15 protein-coding genes and 1 pseudogene are annotated in these 18,303 nt (G+C 65.0%); 8 read left to right on the forward strand and 8 right to left on the reverse strand.

The window, feature by feature from the left end:
• Positions 1-9 precede the first annotated feature (9 nt).
• The 7 genes from NQV17_RS35210 to NQV17_RS35240 form a co-directional block, all read right to left on the reverse strand.
• On the reverse strand, positions 10-1,341 hold the full coding sequence (locus NQV17_RS35210; RefSeq protein WP_257775774.1) for an FAD-binding oxidoreductase: 1,332 nt from the start codon (positions 1,339-1,341) through the stop codon (positions 10-12).
• 6 nt (positions 1,342-1,347) lie between these two features.
• The gene (locus NQV17_RS35215; RefSeq protein ID WP_257775775.1) at positions 1,348-2,235 is read right to left on the reverse strand and encodes a dihydrodipicolinate synthase family protein; all 888 of its coding nucleotides are present in this window, start codon (positions 2,233-2,235) and stop codon (positions 1,348-1,350) included.
• 161 nt (positions 2,236-2,396) lie between these two features.
• Positions 2,397-3,692, reverse strand: coding sequence for a serine hydroxymethyltransferase (gene glyA, locus NQV17_RS35220; protein WP_257775776.1), 1,296 nt, complete (start codon positions 3,690-3,692; stop codon positions 2,397-2,399).
• Positions 3,693-3,845: 153 nt separating this feature from the next.
• Positions 3,846-4,727, reverse strand: coding sequence for a glycine betaine ABC transporter substrate-binding protein (locus NQV17_RS35225; protein WP_257775777.1), 882 nt, complete (start codon positions 4,725-4,727; stop codon positions 3,846-3,848).
• Between the two features lie 153 nt (positions 4,728-4,880).
• Positions 4,881-5,768: a proline/glycine betaine ABC transporter permease gene (locus NQV17_RS35230; protein WP_257775778.1), complete on the reverse strand. Its 888-nt coding sequence runs from the start codon at positions 5,766-5,768 to the stop codon at positions 4,881-4,883.
• A complete protein-coding gene (locus NQV17_RS35235) occupies positions 5,765-7,054 on the reverse strand; it encodes a glycine betaine/L-proline ABC transporter ATP-binding protein (RefSeq protein WP_257775779.1) in 1,290 nt (429 codons plus the stop codon). The genes NQV17_RS35230 and NQV17_RS35235 overlap by 4 nt, the downstream gene beginning before the upstream one ends.
• A complete protein-coding gene (locus NQV17_RS35240; RefSeq protein ID WP_257775780.1) occupies positions 7,039-7,584 on the reverse strand; it encodes a hypothetical protein in 546 nt (181 codons plus the stop codon). Before NQV17_RS35240 ends, NQV17_RS35235 begins: the two co-directional genes overlap by 16 nt.
• A gap of 81 nt (positions 7,585-7,665) precedes the next feature.
• On the opposite strand from NQV17_RS35240, the gene NQV17_RS35245 reads away from it, so the two are divergent.
• Positions 7,666-8,004, forward strand: coding sequence for a DUF1932 domain-containing protein (locus tag NQV17_RS35245; RefSeq protein ID WP_257775781.1), 339 nt, complete (start codon positions 7,666-7,668; stop codon positions 8,002-8,004).
• 591 nt (positions 8,005-8,595) lie between these two features.
• On the opposite strand, the gene NQV17_RS35250 is transcribed toward NQV17_RS35245, so the two are convergent.
• Positions 8,596-9,351 carry a GntR family transcriptional regulator gene (locus tag NQV17_RS35250; RefSeq protein WP_257775782.1) on the reverse strand — a complete coding sequence of 252 codons (756 nt, stop codon included), beginning with the start codon at positions 9,349-9,351 and terminating at the stop codon, positions 8,596-8,598.
• 638 nt (positions 9,352-9,989) lie between these two features.
• On the opposite strand from NQV17_RS35250, the gene NQV17_RS35255 reads away from it, so the two are divergent.
• The 7 genes and pseudogenes from NQV17_RS35255 to NQV17_RS35285 all read left to right on the forward strand — a co-directional run.
• Entirely contained in the window at positions 9,990-11,192 is a 1,203-nt protein-coding gene (locus tag NQV17_RS35255) for an FAD-binding oxidoreductase (RefSeq protein ID WP_257775789.1), read from the forward strand.
• A gap of 120 nt (positions 11,193-11,312) precedes the next feature.
• A complete protein-coding gene (locus NQV17_RS35260; RefSeq protein ID WP_257775783.1) occupies positions 11,313-12,644 on the forward strand; it encodes an MFS transporter in 1,332 nt (443 codons plus the stop codon).
• Positions 12,645-12,726: 82 nt separating this feature from the next.
• Positions 12,727-13,638 (forward strand): dihydrodipicolinate synthase family protein, encoded by a 912-nt coding sequence (locus NQV17_RS35265; protein ID WP_257775784.1) that lies wholly within the window; start codon positions 12,727-12,729, stop codon positions 13,636-13,638.
• The gene (locus NQV17_RS35270) at positions 13,638-15,140 is read left to right on the forward strand and encodes an aldehyde dehydrogenase (RefSeq protein WP_257775785.1); all 1,503 of its coding nucleotides are present in this window, start codon (positions 13,638-13,640) and stop codon (positions 15,138-15,140) included. The genes NQV17_RS35265 and NQV17_RS35270 overlap by 1 nt, the downstream gene beginning before the upstream one ends.
• A gap of 125 nt (positions 15,141-15,265) precedes the next feature.
• Entirely contained in the window at positions 15,266-16,192 is a 927-nt protein-coding gene (gene yddG, locus NQV17_RS35275) for an aromatic amino acid DMT transporter YddG (RefSeq protein WP_257775786.1), read from the forward strand.
• Between the two features lie 394 nt (positions 16,193-16,586).
• Positions 16,587-17,735, forward strand: coding sequence for a branched-chain amino acid ABC transporter substrate-binding protein (locus tag NQV17_RS35280; protein ID WP_257775787.1), 1,149 nt, complete (start codon positions 16,587-16,589; stop codon positions 17,733-17,735).
• 344 nt (positions 17,736-18,079) lie between these two features.
• Positions 18,080-18,303: pseudogene (locus tag NQV17_RS35285) on the forward strand (DDE-type integrase/transposase/recombinase); the annotation flags it as partial.

Genomic DNA, 18,303 nt, shown 5'->3' on the forward strand with positions numbered 1-18,303 from the left:
CCTCAATAATCAAAGCTCGGCACCGGCCGAGAACTCCTTGGCCCAGATCGTCGCCGACACGGCCAGGTCGACGATCGGCCGAATCGGCAGCGGCCGCGGATGCGGCTGCTTCAGCAACTGCTGCACGAGGCTGTTCGATTCGCCGAGCGCGTATTCGGCGATCAGCTTGCCGGAGGCCGACCCGCGGCTCAGGCCGAGGCCGTTGCAGCCGATCGCCTGGTAGAGGCCGTCGTCGCGCCTGCCGAACAGCGCACCGTTGTTGGCGGACAGGCACAGCGGCCCGCCCCACGTATATTCGAGCTCGACGCCGCCGAGCATCGGAAAGCGGCGCTCGAACGAGCGCTGATGCAGATGCCGCGACTTCGCGAGATCGGCCTGCGACACCTTCACGTCCGGCCGGAACGCGAAATGGTTGCGCACGCAAATGCGATCGGTGATCAGGCGCCGCACCGTCGTGCCCATCGGATCGGCCGGAATCAGCGACCACGAGCGTGTGCCGCCGAGTTTCGCCACTTCGTCGGCGTTCATCGGCCGCGTGAGCGAGGCGAACGTATACACCGGCAGCAGGCCGTTCGAATGCATGCCGAAGGTCGCCGCGTACGCGTTCGTGCACAGGATCACCTGCTTCGCGGCGATCGTGCCGCCCGCGAAATGCAGCACACGCGTGTCGCCGCGAGGTTCGATCCGCGTCACCGGGCTGAGTTCGAACACCGTCACGTTCGCCGGTTGCGTCGCCGCCAGGCCGCGCATCAGCGCGGCCGGCTGTACCGTGCTGCAGCCGGGCGTGAACAGCGCGCCCGTGTAGAAGTCGGTGCCGGTCTCCGCCTTGATCGCGGCCTGGTCGAGCCATTCGAACGCTTCGCCGATGCGGGTCAGGCCGTCGGCGAAATGCGCGAGCGCGGCGGCGCCCTTCTTGTTGACCGACGCGTGGAATTTGCCGTCGTCGCGCCAGTCGCAATCGATGCCGAAGCGCCGCACGATCGCGCGCACATAGTCGATGCCGTGCCGCTGAAACCGCACATCGGCACGATCCTCCTCGATGCTGCGCGAGTAGCTTTCGCTGCTGATGTCGTGCGGCAGGTCGACGAAGAATCCGGAATTGCGTCCGGCCGTCGTGCGGCCGATCCGGTCGGCCTCCACGAGCGCGATGGACGCGCCGGGCGCCAGCTCCGCGAGCCGGCGCGCCGCGCACAGCCCGGTGATGCCGCCGCCGACGACGACCCAGTCGAACCGGCTGTCGGACGTGACGGTGCGGGCGTCCTGCGCGGGCGGCAGGCTCTCCCACCATCCGTTCATCCCGTCCGGTGCCGGAAACCGCGCGAATTCCAGGTTCGAGCCCATGACGAATTACCGGCCGTCGCGCAGCAGCGGCTTCACGAGCTTCGCGAACGCGTCGCGCTCGTCGTCCGACAGCGCACCGAGCGGCGCGCGCGCGACCCCGACCGGCAAGCCGGCCAGCTCGCAACCGTAGCGCACGTACTGAATGAACTTGCCGCTGCGCTCGAGCAGCTCGAGCACCGGCAGCAGTTGCGCCATCAGCGTGCGGCCGGTCGCGAAATCGCCGCGCTTCACGCATGCGTCGAACAGGTCGGTGTGCGCTTCCGGCAGGAAGTTCGATGCGCCGCCGACCCAGCTGCGCGCGCCCCATGCGAAAAACTCGAGCGCCTGGTCGTCCATCCCGCAGCTCAGCACGAGCCGGCCGCTGAAATGCGTCGACAGATGATGCAGATGCGCGATATCGCCGGTGCTTTCCTTCATCGCGACGAAGTTCTTGCGCTCGAGCAGCGTCTCGAGAATGTCGTCGCCGATTGCCGTGCCCGTGCGGGCCGGGAAGTTGTACAGCATGATCGGCATGTCGAGCGCGTCGTCAACCGCGAGCAGATGCGCGAGCAATTCCTGCTGGGTCGGCTGCGCGTAGTACGGCGCCGCCACCAGCAGCGCATCGAGCCCCGCACGTTTCGCCTCGCGGCCGAGGCGCAGCACCTCCTTCGTCGTCGTCGCGTTGATACCCGCGGTCAGGAACGTCTTGCCGCCGGCCGCGGCCGCGACCGTATCGAAGGTGCGCACGCGCTCGTCGAAGCTCAATGCGTAGTATTCGCCCGTCGTCCCGCCGATGCCGAGACCGGACACCCGGCCCGCGAGATCGGCCGCATGGCGGCCCAGCAGTGCGTGATCGATTTCGCCGTCCGCGTCGAACGGGGTGACCAGCGGTGTGTGTACGCCCTCGAAGCTCATTTTCGATACCTCAATCAAGTGGTTGCGCCGGGCTCCCGCCGTCAGGCAGGCAACCGGCAATTCGACAAAACGTCGTCGGTACGCCGCTGCGCCTGCGCAGCCACGCCGATCGATTCACTACGTTGTCCGGACAATGCCACGGCCCCGGCCCGATTCAGGAATCAGGCGAACGCCTCCGCATGCGCGTAAATGGGAAACTGGCTGCACAGGTCGCGCACGCGGGTCCGCACCGACCGCTCGACGGCCTCGTCGCCGTCCGGATTGCGCTCGAGCGCCGCCAGGACCGCGAGGATCATGTCGCCGATCTGCTCGAACTGCGCGGGGCCGAAGCCGCGCGTCGTGCCGGCCGGTGTGCCGAGCCTGATTCCGGACGTGACGGTCGGGTTTTCCGTATCGAACGGAATCCCGTTCTTGTTGCAGGTGATGCCGGCACGCTCCAGCGCCTTCTCGGCCTGCATGCCGGTTATGCGCCGCGCGCGCAGGTCGACCAGCAGCAGGTGGTTGTCGGTGCCGCCGGTGACGAGCGTCAGGCCGCCGGCCGTCAGCACCTGCGCGAGCGTCTGCGCGTTGCGCAGCATCTGGTCGATATAGCGGGTGAACTCCGGGCGCAGCGCTTCCGCGAAGGCCACCGCCTTGCCGGCGACGACATGCATCAGCGGGCCGCCCTGCAGCCCCGGAAAGACCGCCGAATTGATCTGCTTCGCGACGTCGGCTCGGTTCGTCAGGATGAAGCCGCCGCGCGGACCGCGCAGCGTCTTGTGCGTGGTCGACGTCACGACGTCGGCGAACGGCACCGGGTTCTGATGCCGGCCGGCCGCGACGATGCCGGCGATATGCGCCATGTCGACCATCAGCTTCGCATCGACGCTGTCCGCGATCTCGCGGAACGCGGCGAAGTCGAGCGCGCGCGGATATGCGGAGTAGCCGGCGATGATCAGCTTCGGGCGATGACGCTGCGCGAGCCGGCGCACGTCGTCGTAATCAATGCGCAGCGTGTCCGGGCTCACGCCGTACTGCACTGCGTTGAACCACTTTCCCGACAGCGCGGGACGCGCGCCGTGCGTCAGGTGGCCGCCTGCATCGAGCGACATCCCCATCACCGTGTCGCCCGGCTTGACAAGCGCAAGCATCACCGCGCCGTTGGCCTGCGCGCCCGAATGCGGCTGCACGTTTGCGTGGCTCGCGTCGAACAGCGCGCACGCGCGATCGATCGCGAGCGCCTCGATCCGGTCGACATGGTCGCAACCGCCGTAGTACCGGCGCGACGGATAACCTTCCGCGTACTTGTTCGTCAACACGGTGCCCTGTGCTTCCAGCACCGCCGCGGATGCGATGTTTTCGGACGCGATCAGTTCGATCTGCGTCTGCTGGCGACGCAGCTCCAATGCGATTTCCGATGCGATCACCGGATCCCGGCTCTGGAGCGTTTCGGCAAAAAATCGGGCGTTCTCGTTCACTTGTGACTCCGCGACGCGATTCGTTACGTGCTGTGTGGATTGCCTGTACCGCACATTGCAAGGCCGGCGCCGTCGTGACGGCCCCGGCCGCCGGCATCGGCCGGCATGCGCGCCCGACGCGGATCGCGTCGTCCGCATGACCGGCGCGTGGCCTTACTGCTGCAGCCAGGCCTTCAGCTTGTCCGGATGGGCGTCGACGAACTTCTTCGCGGCGGTCGCGTAGTCGTTCGTGCTGTTGCCTTCGAACTCGATGGCTTCGACGTCGGCCAGCGTCAGCTTCAGGTGCTTGAAGAACACGTCGGCGCGCGGGAACTTGCCGGCGAACTTCTTCGACGCGAACGCGTGGACCTGTTCTTCACCGCCCAGCGTGCCCTTCGGGTCCTTCAGGTAACGCATCTGCCATTTCTGGAACAGCCAGTGCGGGCTCCAGACCGTCGCGACGATCCATTGCTTCGACTGGTACGCACGCGACACGCTGGCCAGCATCCCGGCCTCGCTCGATGCCTGGAGGTTGTAGCCTTCCAGGTTGTAGGCCTTGATCGTCTTCTCCGACGCCTGCATCAGGCCACCGCCCGGCTCGATGCCCTGGATCGTGCCGTTCAGCTTGCTCTTGACTTCCGGCTTGTTCAGGTCGGCGATCGACGACAGCTCCGATTCCGGAACGTAGGTCGGCACGGCCCAGCCGTTCTTGCCGCCGGTGTAGATGATGCCCACGTCATCCAGGTCATTCTTGTACTTCGCGTAGTACGTGCCGTGGGTGACCGGCAGCCAGCCGCCGACCATGATGTCGAGATCGCCGCGCGCGACGCCTTGGTACTGGATGCCGATGTCGGCCTGCACGAACTGCACCGGCTGCTTGAGCTGCGTCTCGAGCACGTACTTCGCGACGTTGGCCACCGCGAGCACGTCCGCCCAGTTGGTGACCGCAATCTTGACCGGCTCGGCAGCCGACACTGCGCCCACACCTGCGCTGCAGGCAACCACCGTCGATACCGCAAGTTTCGCCAGAAGCGACTTGAACGTATGGGTATTCATCTAGTACTCCTTTTTAATCACGCGAGTCTTTCAAGGATGAGGAACGCCTTCGATCGGCGTTTCTGGTCTCCACGCACTGCTACACCGGCTCCGCCGCGGCACCGTGGCCGCGGCGCTTCATCGTCCTTCAATTGCCTCCGACTGCCGCATCCGTCAGGTGCGTGCGGCGCCACGCGGGCCCGCCTTGCCGGCACGCACCATCGGCTTCTTCACCTTCTTCTTCGCCTTCACGCCGAAGCTCTCGGTCAGGCGGTCCAGCACGATTGCGAGCAGCACGACGCCCAGCCCGCCTTCGAATCCAATCCCGATGTCGAGACGCTGGATCCCGCTCAGCACGTATTCGCCGAGGCCGCCCGCGCCGATCATCGATGCGACCACCACCATCGACAGCGCCATCATGATCGTCTGGTTCACGCCGGCCATGATCGACGGCAACGCGTTCGGCAGCTGGATCTTCCAGAGCAGCTGCCAGTCGGTGCTGCCGAACGAGCGGCCGGCCTCGATCAGTTCCTCGCGGACCTGCCGGATACCGAGCGTCGTCAGCCGCACGACGGGCGGCATCGCGAACACGATCGTCGCGATCACCGCCGGCACGCGTCCGAGGCCGAACAGGATCACGGCCGGGATCAGGTACACGAACGCGGGCATCGTCTGCATGAAGTCGAGCAGCGAGCGCAGGATCATGCCGATCCGGTTGTTGCGCGCCCCCCAGATGCCCAGCGGGACACCGATCACGAGGCTGAAGAACGTCGCCGCGGTAACGAGCGCGAGGGTCGAGACCGTCTGCGCCCACAGGCCCATGTAGTGAATGACAAGCAGCGCGAGGCCGACGAAGATCGAGAACACGATGCCGCGGCGCCACAGCGCGAGTCCGACCAGGATCACGACCATCGCGATGAACGGCACGGCGGCGAGCCCGTCCTCGAGCAGCTTCACGACCGCGCCGAGCCCCGCCGAGAAGGTGTCGAAGCCACCGCGGAAATGCAGAAACAGAAAGTTGACGAAATTTTCCGCGAACTTCCCGATCACCGACGAATTCATGCTGCCCTCCGTTGCATCATCTGCTTGAGTATCGTCCGGCAGGACACGACGCCCGCCAGTTGTCCCGCCGCGTCCGTCACCGGCACGTCGTGATCCTGGGTCAGCGCGATCGACGCGAGCTGGTGAAGATCCGTATCGATCGACACCGCGTTGACGTCATCGATGAATGCCTCGCGGATCGGCCGCGTGCCGGACCGGTGCAGCGTGGCGGCCGTGACGCAGCCCAGATAGTGGCCGGCCTCGTCGCACACGTAACCGCATTCCGCGCCGCTGTCGATCAGCTGGTTCAGGTAGCGGTCGGACGACGTGCCGGCATCGCATCGAAGCAGCCCGCGCTCGACCTGCGTCATCATGCTGGATGCCTTCAGGAAGCGCGACACGTCGACGTTGCGGAAAAAGTCCTGCACGTACGCATCCGCCGGTGTCTGGATCAGTTCGGCCGGCGTGCCGACCTGGATCAGGCAGCCGTCCTTCATGATGCCGATGCGGCCGCCGATCTTCTCCGCTTCCTCGATGTCGTGGGAAATGAACACGATCGTGCGCTGCTCCTCCTTCTGCAGGCGCAGCAGTTCGTTCTGCATTTCGAAGCGGATCAGCGGATCGAGCGCGGAGAATGCCTCGTCCATCAGCAGCACCGACGGATTCACCGCCAGTGCGCGGGCCAGCCCCACGCGCTGCTGCATGCCGCCGGACAACTCGCTCGGCAGCAGCTTCTCGTACGAACCCAGGCCGACGCGCTCCAGCGCGGCACGCGCAACTTCGTAGCGCTGCGCCTTCTTGATCCCCGCGACCTCGAGCCCGTATGCGATGTTGTCGATCACGGTCCGGTTCGGCAGCAGTGCGAACGACTGGAACACCATCGCCATCTTCTGGCGCCGCACGTCGCGCAGTTCCGGCGTCGACATCGGTGCGATGTCGCGGCCTTCGAGCACCACCTGCCCGGCCGTCGGTTCGATCAGGCGGTTGAGCAGTCGCACCAGCGTCGATTTGCCGGAGCCCGACAGGCCCATGATCACGAAGATCTCGCCGGCCCGCACGCTCAGGCTCACGTCGTCGACCGCCACCATGTTGCCGGTTTCGGCGAAGATCTCGTTGCGCCCGATGCCGCGCTTCATCATCTCGATCGCACGCTCGGGCTTCGGACCGAAAATCTTCGACAGGTGCTTGACGGTCAGGATGTCGGTTCCGGTCGCGGTACTCGACCGGGCGACCGACGGCGCACCGTCGGTGTGGATTGCTCCGGGGGGAAGTACGTCGCCCGGTGCAAACGTCAGATTTGGGGCCATTCTGTCATCCCGACTAACTGGTAACGGAAACCGCGAACTTCGCACGTGTCGCCATCGATTGCCCGTTTGCTGCCGAGGTCGATGCCGCTATCGCGTGGTTGACGGCGCTGATTCAGTGATTGCAGCGTATCAATCCAATTTCGTCGCTCCAGATACATTTTCTGTGCGCTTTTCCATACCTTTGGTAATGCATCGTTTCGGGGCGAAAAGGGGTGATCGCCGCAAAACGGTGCGAAAAATGCGAAACGCAATGCCGGCGCGGCTGTGCGGTATTTTTCGGGAACGGCGGCCCGGCGGCGCGTGCAGCGCGCGGCAGCGTCCGCTAGGGGAAAATCCCGACGCGAGGACTTAAGGGAAACTACCGAGAAATCAGGCCCGCGATTGCGCGAGCGGCTTTGGACGTGATGACCGCGGCCGGCCGCGCCGGCGTGGGCGGGGCAGTGCCCGTGAAGACCGCGCGGTTCGCGGGCGGGCTGCGGGCCGAACGGCAACCGCGGCACGCAGATGGCGGCCAATGCCAAGCCGGTCACGCTTTTTCGCTGCCCGCATCGGCAGGTTTCTGCCTAGCCTTTCGCTGATTGGCCCACGTTACTCAGGGAGCGGCAAGCAGCATGCATGAACGTCCGAAGCACATCGCGGATTTCGTCCGGATCGACAGCGAACTGTTCCAGTCGGAAAAACTGCCCGCCGCCGCGCGCGCGTTCGCACCGCACGTGTTCATCAGCCGTGTCGCCGAGCACGGCCGCCGGCGTGCGGCGGAGATGCGGGAAGTGTGCGACACGCTGCGCGAGGGCGGCGTCGAGCCAGAGATGAGCGACGCGTGTGCACGTGTGCGGGATCGGTTCGGCGACAGCATGGCCGCGCGCGCTCTCGACTACGAAGCGCTGCTGCCGTTCGACTGGACCCGGGTGCTTGACCTGCTGAACGACCAGCCTTGGACACCGCCTTAGGCTCTGTCCATGCGGTCACGAAATGACGCTTACACCAAACCCGGGGCGGTTCAATCTGCAAATTGGCCACGCAGGGTAGTCAGCAGGTGTTTGATTGCAAAAGCAATTTATAAAGGGACGCAAGGCAGGTCCGCGCCAGGCTTAGGTGCCCCACACCGGAAATTTGCGTGGAAATCAAAGTCACCCCGAGGAGTCTGTCTGCAAATAGCTGCTTCTTCGACATGGCATTCACTCTCAAAACTGAGGTCGTACGCTGCGTCGACGAACCCGTCGTCTGCAGCCCCACCGGCTGCCCGCGGGTCGTCTCATCGCAAACCTTTCAATTATTTGAATATTGCAGCTTGCGAGTCAGACTGACGGCTAGCAACGGCGGCGTCGAAGCGGCGTCGCGATGACGCCACTCTCGATAGAGCGCCCGCCGCGCCGCCATTATCGGAAGAGATAATGGGGAATGCCTCCAATACAAGATGCGATGCGTCGTACGGTGAATCCAGCGGGCCTCCGTTGCAAAGTCGCCTGCCGGCTCGCAGCGCAGATGATTGCCGGTCCGCCAGCTAATTGGCGACCATGACACCATGGACCCCTCTTGCGCTATCTCTTGTCTTGCGCCAACACCGGATCGCTGAGGTTCACGGCAACCGCCATTCCCTGCGGCGCGGCGTACTCGGTCATCCGGCGGCGCGACAGCTCGAAGTGGTCGCGGACCAGTTGCCCCGCCGCGTCGGCGTCCTGCCGCTCGAGCGCATCGATGATCTGGTCGTGCTGGACGACGGCACTTTCGAGGGTGTGCTGCATCGTGTCCGTCGTCGGATAGCGGTAGAACATCTTCCCGAGCCGCGCGTGATCGATCAGCAGGCGGCGCAGGCTCGGCATCAGGTAATCGTTCTGCGCGATTCGGCCGATCTCGAGATGGAATTCGTCGTTGTAGAACACGCGGTTCGCGACGTTGCCGCTTTCGATCGCGGCGCGAAAATGCGCCTGTATCGTCCGCAGCCGCGCGATGTCGTCGGGCGTCGCGTTCAGCGCCGCCAGCTGGGTGGTCGCGATATAGATGACCGGCGCGGCAATGAAGAAGCTGCGCAGCGACTGGAAATTCATCGACGTGACGCGCGGCGCCCGATTCGTCTCCAGCTCGATATAGCCTTCCGCGGCCATCTGCCGGATCAGCTCGCGAATCGGCGGCCGCGACATGCCGAACTCGTCGGCCAGCGCCGCCTCGTCGATCAGCGCGCCCGGCGCCAGCTCCATGTTCACGATCCGGCGCCGCAATGCCTCGCCCAAGGCCGACTTGCGATCGACCGTTTGTGCCACGTCCGCCGGTGCCGACTCCCCACCCGTTCCTTTCATAACGCCCTCGTCAATCTGAAGCGCGTACTATACGGCCCCGCCCGGGGCCATGGCTAGCGCTGCCCCCTGTCCCAACGGCCCGCGCGCGATGCGTGCGCCGTCGCCTCCTCCTTCCCGTTTTGAAGAACTCGCCGCCACCGCATCCGATGCGTCGCGCGGCCGGCTCCCCCTCTTCTCCGTCTCCCTCCATCGTCAGTCGTGCGTCTCGATGTGTCGCGGGTTAACCCTCAATTCCCGCGATCCGATTGTTAGACTATAGTTTGTCTACTAAGTATAGTTTATTAGACGCACGGCAACATAATTCTTTCCGGACAGGCGGATGGCGCACCAGGACACCGCCGCCGACGGCCCGACGCCATCGCCCCCATCACCGGCACGGCCAAGGGCTGACATCACCAATAAGGACACGGGCGCATTCGCACGCACGTGTCGTTTCAATCAACGAGACACTGGATTCAGGAATGCTTAGGGTTACTTCGCCGACGGTAGAAGCGGTTGCGCAGCCTCAACGCGATGCGCGCAAGGTCAGGGTCGGCGCGCTGCCTGCCGACGACGAGGCGTGCGGCTGGTACCACACCAGCCCGCCGCGCGTGCCGCGGCCGTGCCACACCGGCACCACGAAGGCGCGCTGGGGCGTGATCGGCGCCGGCTTCACCGGGCTCGCCGCGGCGCGCCAGCTCGCGCTGAACTTCCCGGACGACGAAGTCGTGCTGGTCGATGCGCAGGAAGTCGGCTTCGGCACGTCGGGGCGCAATGCGGGCTTCGCGATCGACCTGCCACACGACATCGGCGCGGACGACTACATCGGCGACATCGATACGGCGAAGACGACCCTGCAACTGAACCTGCTCGGCCAGTCGATCCTGCGCGCGCTGGTCGACGAGCACGGGATCGATTGCCACCTGCGCGCGTCGGGCAAGTACCAGGCGGCCGTCGAACCGCGCGGCGTCGCGGTGCTCGACGCTTACCGGCGCGGTCTCGACAAGCTCGGCCAGCCGTACGAAGTGATCGAAGGCAAGGATCTGCCCGCGCATATCGGCACCGGCTTCTACCGCAAGGGGCTGTTCACGCCCGGCACGATGCTGCTGCAGCCGTCGGCGCTGGTGAAGGGTCTGGCCGACAGCCTGCCGCCGAACGTCACGCTGCACGAGCACACGCCGATCACCGACGTCGAATACGGCGACAAGATCGTGCTCGGGCATGCCGGCGGCCGCATCGTCGTCGACAAGCTGGTGCTCTCGAACAACGCGTTCGGCATGCGCTTCGGCTTCCTCCAGCGCACGATGCTGCCGGTGTTCCTGTACGCGAGCCTCACGCGGCCGCTGACCGGCGCCGAGCAGGCGCGACTGGGCGGCCAGCCGTTCTGGGGCGTGATTCCGGCCGACCCTTTCGGCAGCACGGTGCGCCGCACCCACGACAACCGCATCCTGATCCGCAACAGCTTCAGCTTCAATCCGAACGGCCGCCCGAACGACCGTCATCGGGAACGCGCGCTCGCGCGCCACCGGCTCTCGTTCGAGCGCCGCTTCCCGATGCTGCCGGACGTCGAGTTCGACTACACGTGGAGCGGCTCGCTTGCGCTGTCGCAGAACCACAAGGGCTTCTTCGGCCAGCTCGCGCCGAACGTCTATGGCGCGCTCTGCTGCAACGGCCTCGGCATCACGCGCGGCACGGTGACGGGCACGCTGCTCGCCGACTGGCTGGCCGGCAAGCGCGATGCGCTGACCGATTTCCTGCTGGCGACGTCGGGCCCGAACCGCACGCCGCCCGAGCCGTTCCTGTCGGCCGGCGTCAACGCGACGCTCTGGTGGGGCCAGCGCAAGGCGGGCCTGGAGAGCTGAACCGGCCACACCGAACGCCCCCCACCCAAATCCACGATTCAGCGATCGGGCACCGCGCCAACACCGCGCGCCCCACGGAGATCGCGCCCATTTCATCAGGAAGGAAGGAGACGACTGCCAATGGCAAAAACGACGGTATCCATCGAAGACGTACCCCTCAACCGATTTCACCAGCTGCTCACCGTGCGCTCGGGCGGCGGCTGGCTCATGGACGGCTACGTGCTCAGCATCATCGGCGTAGCCATGGTGCAGTTCTCGGCCGCGCTGCACCTGACCAGCTTCTGGGAAGGCATGATCGCCGCGTCGGCGTTGCTCGGCATCTTCGTCGGCGGCTTCCTCGGCGGCTGGCTGACCGACCTGATGGGCCGCCGCCGGCCCTACTTCTTCGGCCCCGTGATATTCATCGTCTGTTCGATCGCGCAGTTCTGGGTGCAATCGGGCGAGGCGCTGTTCGTGCTGCGCTTCATCACCGGCATTGGCGTCGGCATCGAGTACCCGGTGGCCGGCTCGCTGCTGACCGAATTCATGCCGCGCAAGTACCGCGGCCCGCGCCTCGCGCTGCTGACGATCATCTGGTTCTTCGGCGCGGCGCTCGCGTACATCGTCGGCAACGTCCTGCTCGCGCAAGGCGGCCCCGACGCGTGGCGCTGGGTGCTGGCGAGCCCGGCCGTGATCGGCGTCGCGCTGTTCCTGGTGCGCATCGGCACGCCGGAATCGCCGCGCTGGCTGCTCAACAAGGGCCGCAAGGCGGAAGCCGACGCGGTGATCCGCAAGGTGTACGGCCCGTCGTTCTCGATCCGCAACCTGCCGGAAGAGCCGGTCGACCAGAAGATCTCGCTCGGCGCGCTGCTGCACTCGGGCTACGGCAAGCGGATGCTGTTCGTGGTGCTGTTCTGGACCTGCTCGGTGATCCCGGTGTTCGCGGTCTACTCGTTCGCGCCGCGTGTGCTGCAGGCGCTGCACCTCGAAGGCGACTGGGAAGCGTACGGTTCGGTCGCCATCACACTGCTGTTCGTGGTCGGCTGCGCGCTCGCCACGCGCGTCATCAATACGCTCGGCCGCCGCGCGCTGGTGATCCACAGCTTCCTGTGGTCCGCGCTCGCGCTGCTGGCGCTCGGCGCGTGCTCGAATGGCTCGGCCCTGCTGATCCTCGTACTGTTCGGTGCATACGCGTTGCTGATCGGCGGCGCGCAGGTGCTGCAGCTCGTCTATCCGAACGAAATCTTCCCGACCGACATCCGCGCGTTCGCGGTCGGCATGGGCGCGTCGCTGTCGCGCATCGGCGCGGCGGTCGGCACGTGGCTCGTCCCGATCGCGCTGCAGAACATCGGCATCGGCAACACGATGTACGCGGCGGCGGCCGTGTCGTTCGTCGGCCTGCTGGCCTCGGTCGCGCTCGCACCCGAAACGGCATCGCTGTCGCTGCAGGAAGCCGCCTCGCTCAGTCATTGACACGCATTTCACGCACGCCGCGCCCGTCGCGGCGTCGGCATTACCCACGCAACGCTTACTTTCATTCCAGCGGGAGCACACCATGCAATTCAACGGCATCTACACGCCGGCCATCACGCCCCTGACCGCCGAAGGCGGCATCGACAAGGCGGCGTTCGCCGAGGTCCTCGAATACCTGATCGGCGCCGGCGTGCACGGCATCATCATCGGCGGCTCGACCGGCGAGTACTATGCGCACACGATGCAGGAGCGCATCGAGCTCGGCACGTACGCGAAGCAGGTGATCGGCACGCGCGTGCCGCTCGTGATCGGCCCCGGCGCGATCCGCACCGAGGATTCGATCGAATACGCGAAATCGGCGAAGGACATCAAGGCTGATGCGATCCTGGTCGGCTCGCCGCCGTACGCGCTGCCGACCGAGCAGGAAAACGCCGCGCATGCAATCGCGGTGGACCGCGCCGCCGACCTGCCGGTGATGCTCTACAACTACCCGGCGCGCATGGGTGTGTCGATGGGCCGCGAGTTCTTCCGCACCGTCACCGCCGCGTCGAAGAACTTCGTCGCGATCAAGGAAAGCTCGGGCAGCACCAGCCAGCTGCACATGCTCGCGCGCGAATTCCCGAACATCAGCGTGTCGTGCGGCTGGGACGACCAGGCGCTCGAATTCTTCGCGTGGGGTGCGAGCAGCTGGGTTTGCGCGGGCTCGAACTTCCTGCCGGCGGAACACGTCGCGCTGCACCAGGCGTGCGTGGTCGAGAACGACTTCCGCAAGGGCCGCCGCATCATGTCGGCGATGATGCCGCTGATGGATTTCCTCGAGGACGCGGGCAAGTTCGTGCAGTCGATCAAGTACGGCAGCGAACTCGCCGGCCTGCGCAGCGGCGGCGTGCGCGCACCGCTGCAGCCGCTCGACGAAGCGAACAAGGCGACCCTCAAACAGATCGTCGCCGACGTGAAGCGCGAGATCGCGGCGGTCGTCGGAGGCCAGGCCTGATGGCGGAACTGCTCAGCGCGTCGCAATACGCGGCCCTCGCGGCCGGACTGAAGCTGCCGACTCAGGCCTTCGTCGACGGGGCGTTCCGCCCCGCCAACTCCGGCAAGACCTTCGCGACGGTCAACCCGGCCACCGATCAGGTGCTCGCGCATGTCGCCGCGTGCGACGCCAGCGACGTGGACGATGCGGTGGCACGCGCGAAGGCCGCCTTCGCCGACGGCCGCTGGCGGCAGCTGCCGCCGTCGCAGCGCAAGTCCATCCTGCTGAAGTTCGCGGACCTGCTCGAACAGCACGCGCACGAACTGGCGACGATGGAAAGCCTCGACAGCGGCAAGCCGATCCGCGAATGCCAGAACATCGACGTGCCGGAAACGATCCACACGATCCGCTGGCACGCGGAGCTGATCGACAAGATCTACGACAACACCGCGCCGGTCGGCTCGAACGCGCTCGCGCTGGTGGTGCGCGAGCCGATCGGCGTGGTCGGCCTCGTGCTGCCGTGGAACTTCCCACTGCTGATGCTGGCGTGGAAGATCGGCCCGTCGCTCGCGGCGGGCTGCTCGATCGTCGTGAAGCCGGCGACGGAAACCACGCTGACCGCGCTGCGCGTGGCCGAACTCGCCCATGAAGCCGGCGTGCCGGCCGGCGTGTTCAACGTGGTGCCGGGCGGCGGCAAGGACGTCGGCGAGCCGCTGGGCCGCCACCCGGACGTCGCGATGGTCAGCTTCACCGGCTCGACCGCGACCGGCCGGCGCTTCCTGCACTACGCGGCGGAATCGAACCTGAAGCGCATCGTGCTCGAATGCGGCGGCAAAAACCCGGCCGTCGTGATGCGCGACGTCGCGGACCTCGACGCGGTCGCGCAGCATGTGGTGAACGGCGCGTTCTGGAACATGGGCGAGAACTGCTCGGCGTCGTCGCGCCTGATCGTGCACGCCGACATCAAATCGGCGCTGCTCGAGCGCATCGGCGTGCAGATGCGCGAATGGAAGATGGGCGACCCGCTCGATCCGGCGCACCGCGTCGGCTCGCTGATCAGCAAGGCGCACTTCGACAAGGTCCGCTCGTTCCTCGACCAGGCCGGCTCGGACAAGCTCGACGTGGTGTTCGGCGGCTCGACCGAAAACGGCATCTTCGTCGAGCCGACCGTGGTGGACGGCGTGAGCCGTGACCACACGTTGTTCCAGGAGGAAGTGTTCGGGCCGGTGCTGGCCGTCACGACCTTCACGGACACCGACGAGGCGATCGCGCTCGCGAACGATTCGGTCTACGGCCTCGCGGCATCGGTCTACACCAGCAACCTGAACAACGCGATTCACCTGTCGCGGTCGATACAGGCCGGCGTGGTGACGGTAAACTGTTTCGGCGAAGGCGACATCACGACCCCGTTCGGCGGCTACAAGGCTTCCGGCTTCGGCGGCCGCGACAAGTCGATCTGGGCACACGACCAGTACACCGAGATCAAGACCATCTGGATCGACGTCCCGACCCGCGCCGCATAATCTCATCGACACGCAGCACCCGCATGCCGGCCGCGATCGCCACGCGCGATCGCGGCCGGTTTGTCGCATCTGCCGGGCAATCGGCCCGGCGCAACGTATTCACCCGGTATTGGCAGGAAACAGGCATGAACAGCAGGAACAGGGCGACGCTGATCGGATTCGTCGCAATCGTTTTATGGAGTTCGGTGGTAGGGTTGATTCGCGGTGTCAGCGACAGCTTCGGCGCAACCGGCGGCGCCGCGATGATCTACACGGGGGCGGCGGCGCTGCTGCTCGTGACGACCGGGCTGCCGCGGCTCGACGATTTCCCGCGCCGCTACCTGCTGTGGGGCAGCGTGCTGTTCGTCGCATACGAATGGTGCCTGTCGCTGTCGATCGGCAACGCGCACACCGCGCGCCAGGCGATCGAGGTCGGCATGGTCAATTACCTGTGGCCGACCTTCACGATGGTGTTCGCGATCCTCTTTCTCCGGCAGCGCGCGAACCTGCTGATCGTGCCGGGCGTGATCCTCGCGATGGCCGGCGTCGGCTGGGTGCTCGGCGGCGAGCACGGTTTCGATACGGCCGGCATGGTGGCCAATGTCGTCGACAACCCGCTCAGCTACGGGCTTGCTTCCGCCGGCTCGCTGATCTGGGCCGCGTATTGCACGGTCACGATCAAGATCGCGAAGGGCAAGAACGGCATCACGCCGTTCTTCATCCTCGTCGCGCTGTCGCTGTGGATCAAATACCTGCTCGACGGCGAGCACACGATCGTGTTCAGCTTCAATGCGCTCGCCTGCTTCGTGCTCGCGTCTGCGGCAATGGGCTTCGGCTATTCGGCCTGGAACATCGGCATCATGCGCGGCAACGTCGCGATCCTGGCCGGTGTGTCGTACTTCATTCCGGTCATTTCCGCCGGCCTCGCCGCCCTGCTGCTGAATGCATCGCTCTCGTCCGGCTTCTGGACCGGTGCGTTCTGCGTGTGCGGCGGCTCGATACTGTGCTGGCTGGCGACGCGCAAGCGGGCGCCGCGTGCCGCCGCGTCGGCACAGGCGGAGCAGTGCACGTAAAGGCATCCATAGGACATTCCCTAGGAAGCCAGCCTCGACGATCAGGGGTCGGAGGGTTTTGACGCCCAGCTATTGAGGTCATTATGGCCGCAAACCCGCGCCAATAATGGTGTCGCGGGTCCCATCCTTTCGGATTCCAATCTGCGAACACTACACTACACAACGCCTCGCATTACCAAAGGTATGGGAATGTGCGCAGAAAATGTAGCTTGAGCGGTCAATTTGGCTTGCTACGCTGCAATGCCAGGTCTCCTGTTACTGCTTTGAGCGAGAACATCGCACTTTCGGGCAGGCTGCCAGGCTGCAGGATGCTACAAACGTAACCAGTCGAATCGCTTTGTCAGGGCGTGTTTGATCTCTCGCGCCGATTCTTGTCACATCCTGGAGTGTAGTGATGCTTAACCCCTCTAGAAAATGCTTTGCCACTGGCCTGACTGCCGTCGCCATGTTGTTTGCAAGCAGCCAATCGATTGCGCAGCAGGTCGTGAAGATCGGCGTTTCAGCCCCGCTGACCGGCGCCGGAGCTGCCAACGGAAAGGACATCGAGAATGGTGTTCGCCTCGCCATCCAAGAAGCCAACGCCCAGCACACAAAGCTGGGCGGGCAGGAGGTGCGCTTCGAGCTGGACTCCGTCGATGATCAGGGCGACCCGCGCATTGGTGTGCAAGTAGCCCAGAAACTCGTCGACGACGGAGTGGTCGCCGTGGTGGGCTACTACAACTCCGGAGTTGCGTTGCCCTCCTCGCCGATATTTGCCAAGGCGGGCATTCCGTTGATAGACCCGGCTGCCACGAACCCAGCCATAACCAAGCAAGGGCTGAAGAACGTCTTTCGTATTATCGCCACCGACGCACAGAACTCCGGCAATGCAGGAAAGTACGCAGTAACGGTCACCAAGGCGCAGCGCATTGCAGTGATGGACGACCGCACGGCATTTGGCCAGGGAGCCGTGGAAGAATTCAAGAAAGCAGTCATCGCGGCCGGCGGCCATATCGTTGCATCGGAATACACCAACGACAAGGCCGTCGAATTCAACGCGCAGCTCACTAACATCAAGGCGGCGAACGCAGATCTTCTGTACTTTGCCGGCCTTGATAACCAGGCGGCGCTCCTGACCAAGCGGATGAGACAACTCGGCATGCGGACGCAGTTCGTAGGAAGTGGTGGCATTGCCGACAGCATCTTCCTCGGAGTTGCGGGCAGTGCCGCAGAGGGCGCAATGGCGTGGGAGTATGGACGGCCTGTCGAGTCCCTTCCCCAAGGCAAAGCGTTTGCGGAAAAATTCAAAAAGAGATTTGGTGCGGATACATTGACTTACGCGCCATTCGCCTATGACTGTGCGTGGGTGGCTATCAACGCGATGAAACAGGTGAATTCCGCAAAAACGGAGGTATTCATGCCTGCGTTGCGAACTATTCAGTACGACGGCATCACGGGGAAGATTGAATTCGATTCGTACGGTGACCTGAAACACCCGACGTCGACGCTCTATCAGGTGAAAGGCGCCAAGTGGAAACCTGTGACGACTATCAGCGCAGAATGACTCACTAAGCGGTTATGGTTGAGCCGGGCGTCTGCCGATGAACGTGACCGCAGCCATTGACTGATGAGCGTCCTCTGACGGCGGTTATGTCGGTACGCGACGATGGCTGCAGTTCCGCCCTGCCATCCGCGATCGACCGCGCGAGAGGCACCGCGCAAATGCGAGCAGGGCATACTTGTGGATGTTCATCCGGCCGTGTTCCGGAAGGTTGACACCGGGCAATTTCACCATTCAATTCCAGTGCCGATATCAGAATCCCGCGCTGCGGCTTCGATCGTCTCGGCCAGCAATTCTTCAACGCCCGCTTCGCCCGGGCGCTTACGCCAACGCGTCAGGCTCGATGGGTCGATCGGCGGTTCAAGGCTGAGCGGCCAAATCGACAGTGGGTGTCGGATCTCGCCATGTATTGGCGTGGCAGGGCTGGCTGCACGCGGCATTCGTGATTGACGTGTTCGCCCGTCGCATCGGTGGCTGGCGCGCCAGTTCATCGATGACCACGGACTTCGCTCTGGATGCACTTGAGCAGGCGTTGTACTCTCGCCAGCCGGGCGACGACGGGACTTTGATA

The organism is Burkholderia sp. SCN-KJ, from assembly GCF_024656005.1.
In the GTDB taxonomy this organism is placed as follows: domain Bacteria; phylum Pseudomonadota; class Gammaproteobacteria; order Burkholderiales; family Burkholderiaceae; genus Burkholderia.